Raw genomic sequence first — 3,773 nt, 5'->3', positions numbered from 1 at the left:
CGCGGATCGTGTCGAGGGTGTAGGTCTTGCCGGTCCCGGCCGGGCCCACCAGCACGGCCACCCCGTCGCTGGTCCCGGTGAGCGCGCGCACCGCCGCGGCCTGGTCCGAGCCGAGCGTCGGGGTCGCGCCGATCACCGGGTCTACGACGCTGGGCGGGAGCGGTGCCCTCGTTGCCCGGGCGGTGTCCGCTGTGTGAAGGAAGCGGCGCTCGACCGCGAGTAGCTCGACCGACGTCCACCGGCCGCCGTCGTCGCCGACCGGCACCACCACGGGCGAGGCCATGACCCGGGCTACGACACGTTCGAGGGTGGCCATCGTGGCTCCCTCGCCGATGCGCGCCGCGACGGCCGCCACGAGCTGGGGACGGGTGAACGTCGAGTCGGTCTCGGTCAACTGCCGGCACAGGTGCGCAACCCATTCCTCGGGGTCCACCACCCCGTCGACCACGATCGCTCCGGTCGGGGTCTCGACCTGTTCGGGGAGCCGCCACACCTCCGCCACATCCGGTACCCGGCCGTCACCTGCGCTGGCGATGAGGGCTTCGGCGGCGTCGGGTCCCCAGCCGACGTCGAGGGCCTCGGCCTTCCATGCGGTGTCGAAGCGTTCGTGTTCCACTTCGGGCTTGTTGCGCCTCGTGGCGAGTACAGCTTCCTGGCGGCCCGCTGGGCTGTCGGGAGTCCCGGTTGCTTCGAGCCAGTCCTCGATCTCGCGAGACCGCTTGGAGAACAGGTCGCACAGCGCTTGGGGGACACCGGCGATCTCGGGGACGTGGCGGCCGGGCCGCCACTCGATACCGAGCCGCTGGGTGAGCTCGGCCCGCAAGACGGTCTGGAACACCTCACCCGCGGCCCGGACGGAGCGGTAGAGGCGGGGCGAGTGGAACGCCGACCAGCGTCCGTCGGGGCCTTCGACGAGGTTGGCGACCAGGGTGTGCCAGTGCAGCAACGGGTCACCGGCCCGGCTGGTGCGATGCCGGAACGTCGCAGCCACGACACCCTGGCCGGGCAGTGCCCGGAGCCGGGCCGCGGCTGCGGCGTGTGGATCCCGGGCGGCGAGGTCATCGAGGAACGCTTCATTCCCGGTGCCCCGCCGGACGTGGATCGCTTCGCGCTCGAGCCAGCCCAGGGCTTCGCGGACCGCGGTCTCGCCGGCGTCGATGATCGCTCCCTGCACTCTCGGGTCGTCGGACACGGCGTAGAGGACCGACACCGATTTGGGGGTCTTGAAGGTCAGGTCGAATCCCGGCACGCGGCGGGGGTGGGCACGGATCGTCTCGCCGTTCGGAGTGAGACCGCCCGATCCCGGCGCCATTCCCGCCAGCACCGCCCGCAGATCATCCGGGACGACCTCACCGGCGAGCCCGAGGCGTTCGGCGCCGGCGCCGATCCAACGGCCCGCTGCTTCGCCGGCGCCGGTGTAGTAGTCGTCGAGCGACTGCGCGACCCCGGAGAGCTGGTAGGCCTCCTGGCCGACGCGGAGCTTGGCGATCGACAACACCTGGCCAGCGAACGGGATCTTGGTCCCGGGGTTGGTCCCGGCCGACGTCCCGGAGCCGCGAAAACCGGCGTGCACACCTTTGGTGCCTATCTGTGAACGTGATCTGGTCCAGTCCCGGCTGACTCCCGGCTGCGCGACAGGGTCGGCTGCCGCGTTACGGGTGCCGTGCTCGCCGTCGAGGGAGCCTCGTACACGGTCGAGTCGGTGCACGCAGGGGTTGGGCGTCGAGCGGGGGCAAGTACCGCTCGCCGGCCAGCAGCCGCTCGGCCTCGGCGAGCGCGGCGGCCGGGTTCGGGTAGGGACCTTGCATGGTCAGCCACGCCGCGACCTCGTAGGAGTCGAGGATGCCGTACCACCGGGCGCCGGAGCCCGCAGGGGTGCGGGTGCCGAACTCGAGGACGTCGCCCAGCGCGAGGCGGTCCGGGATCAGCCACCCCCGTCCGTAGGTGGGGTCGGGCTGCCAGAGCATCCGTCCCCAGCCGCCCGGCGCGTGTGGGTCGGGCCAAACGGTGGCCATCCACCCGGCCGCGGCCGGCGGGAGCGGGGTGTCAACCACGACCGCCGCCGGTGTGCGGAGGCGGTGGCGGCCGAATCGGGCCCAGTCGTAGCTCGATCCGGGCGGGACCGGGGCGCCCACGGCAGGCGTGGGGACTGCGGCGGGGGTGGTTGGTGTCGGTCGTCGGCGCATCAGCGGGCCTCCTTTCGGTGGCGGGATGGCCGCGACGGTACGAGGTTCGACTTCTACAGTTCCGAGGTGAGGCCGCGATCGGGGTCGTCGGGTGCCGGGTGGCGGGGTCCGAGGAGCCGTGCGATGACTCGGGGGTCGCCGTCCCAGGCGGCCAGCAGTGTGTCGTGCGGGACGCGTCGGGCGGCGTAGCGCAGGGCGATGGCCACGACGACGACGTCGTCGAGCGGACCGATGACGGGGAGGAACTCGGGGATGAGGTCGATGGGAGACAGCACCCACAGACCGGCGATCACGACTGCGAGCTTCGCCCGTCGCGGGACGGTCGGGTCCGAGCGGAGTCGTCGGACGAGACGGACGCAGTTGGGCAGGAATCCTGCGAGTTCCTTGAGGACGCCGGGTGGGAGGCGTCGGGCCAGGAGGACGAGCACGACCCATGACGCAGCGAGGGTGGCGGCGCCTACTGCGATGACTTTCCACCAGTTCATTGCGCGCCTCCCGCTGATCGTAGGGCCATCGGCGTCCCGTAGGCGCCGGTCAACGGCACCCGGCCCGAAGGGACGGTCACGGCACGCCCGGGGCTCGCGACCGCCAGCGGGTCGGAGCGGCCTTCACGAGCCCGGCCGCGATCAGAGGTCGGTACCGCAGGCTCCGCACGGTTCGTCGGCGCGGACTTGGTCGAGGTGCACGACCTTGGGGAACTCGTCGCTGTCGAAGGTGGTCTCGTCGTCTCGGTCGACGGCGAGCGCTCCGGCGCACTCGTCGAGCACCGTTTCGGCGGCATGTCGCGCGCTGCGGGAGCAGCCGTCCGGGCGGCGATCATGGCCTCGATCGTGCAGGCCGGCAGAGGATCTCGGCCCGGTAGCTGTAGGCGGCGATCTCGTCGCAGCGGCGGTGCGGGACGTGCATCACGCGGCCTCGCTGTCTTCGGTGGTGTCGGCCTCCTGCGTGGTGGTGATCCCGGCGCAGGCGGTGAGGTGGTCGACCGCGGCTTGGGCCCGGCTCGAGACGGTGACCAGGGCGCGGGCGTCGGTGCGCAGCACGCGAAGCCAGCCGGCGAGGTAGGCGGCGTGATCGGGGCGGGTCACGGCGCTGATGCCGAACTGTGCGCACCACATGGCGGCGCCGAGCTCGGCGACGAGTTCCTCGGCGGCGTAGGCGTCGCTGCCGAACCGGCCGGTGAGGTCACGGGCCAAGCGGTCCGCGTGGCCGGTCCAGTGGACGTGTTCGTGTGCGCTGGTGCCGTAGTAGTGGGCGGCCTCGTCGAACTGGGACAGCGAGGGCAGGTGGATCGTGTCGGTTGCGGGCTGGTAGCTGGCCCGGTTCCCGCCCTCGACGACGCGGGCGCCGACGGCGGCGAAGAACGCCTCGGCGGCCTCGATGCGTTCGGGGGTGTCGCGGTCGGCGAGTTCCTGGGCGCGGCGGGCGGTGATCTCGTCGGCGCCGTCGACCTGTTCGGCGGCGAACACGGTGTACGCGCGTGCGAGCAGGCGGCGACGAGGCCCGGCGGGTTCGTCGTTGTCGTCGGTGTCGGCCTTGGCGGTGGTCGGCTTCCACAGGACGACTTGGGTGCCCTTCTCGCCGCGGCGG

The 3,773-nt window shown here is 72.3% G+C and carries 4 protein-coding genes and 1 pseudogene; all 5 read right to left on the bottom strand.

Translation table 11 applies throughout. The features are described from left to right. Positions 1-1,573, bottom strand: a 1,573-nt coding sequence (gene mobF / locus WD794_09440) for a MobF family relaxase (GenBank protein ID MEX2290533.1), incomplete at its 3' end; no start/stop codon positions are given. Positions 1,574-1,652: 79 nt separating this feature from the next. Then, complete coding sequence (locus WD794_09435) at positions 1,653-1,967, bottom strand: hypothetical protein (protein ID MEX2290532.1); 315 nt, start codon at positions 1,965-1,967, stop codon at positions 1,653-1,655. A gap of 410 nt (positions 1,968-2,377) precedes the next feature. After that, a pseudogene (locus WD794_09430) lies at positions 2,378-2,494 on the bottom strand (DUF1232 domain-containing protein). Between the two features lie 318 nt (positions 2,495-2,812). Next, complete coding sequence (locus WD794_09425; protein ID MEX2290531.1) at positions 2,813-2,953, bottom strand: hypothetical protein; 141 nt, start codon at positions 2,951-2,953, stop codon at positions 2,813-2,815. Between the two features lie 138 nt (positions 2,954-3,091). Further along, positions 3,092-3,773, bottom strand: a 682-nt coding sequence (locus tag WD794_09420; protein ID MEX2290530.1) for a zincin-like metallopeptidase domain-containing protein, incomplete at its 5' end; no start/stop codon positions are given.

This window comes from Mycobacteriales bacterium (assembly GCA_040902655.1).
Classification (GTDB): domain Bacteria; phylum Actinomycetota; class Actinomycetes; order Mycobacteriales; family SCTD01; genus SCTD01.
This window is presented reverse-complemented; position numbering and strand designations above follow the sequence as displayed.

Bases quoted from the DNA above. Each gene is read 5' to 3' on its own strand.
- WD794_09435 (MEX2290532.1), bottom strand. From the start codon at position 1,967: ATGCTCTGGCAGCCCGACCCCACCTACGGACGGGGGTGGCTGATCCCG.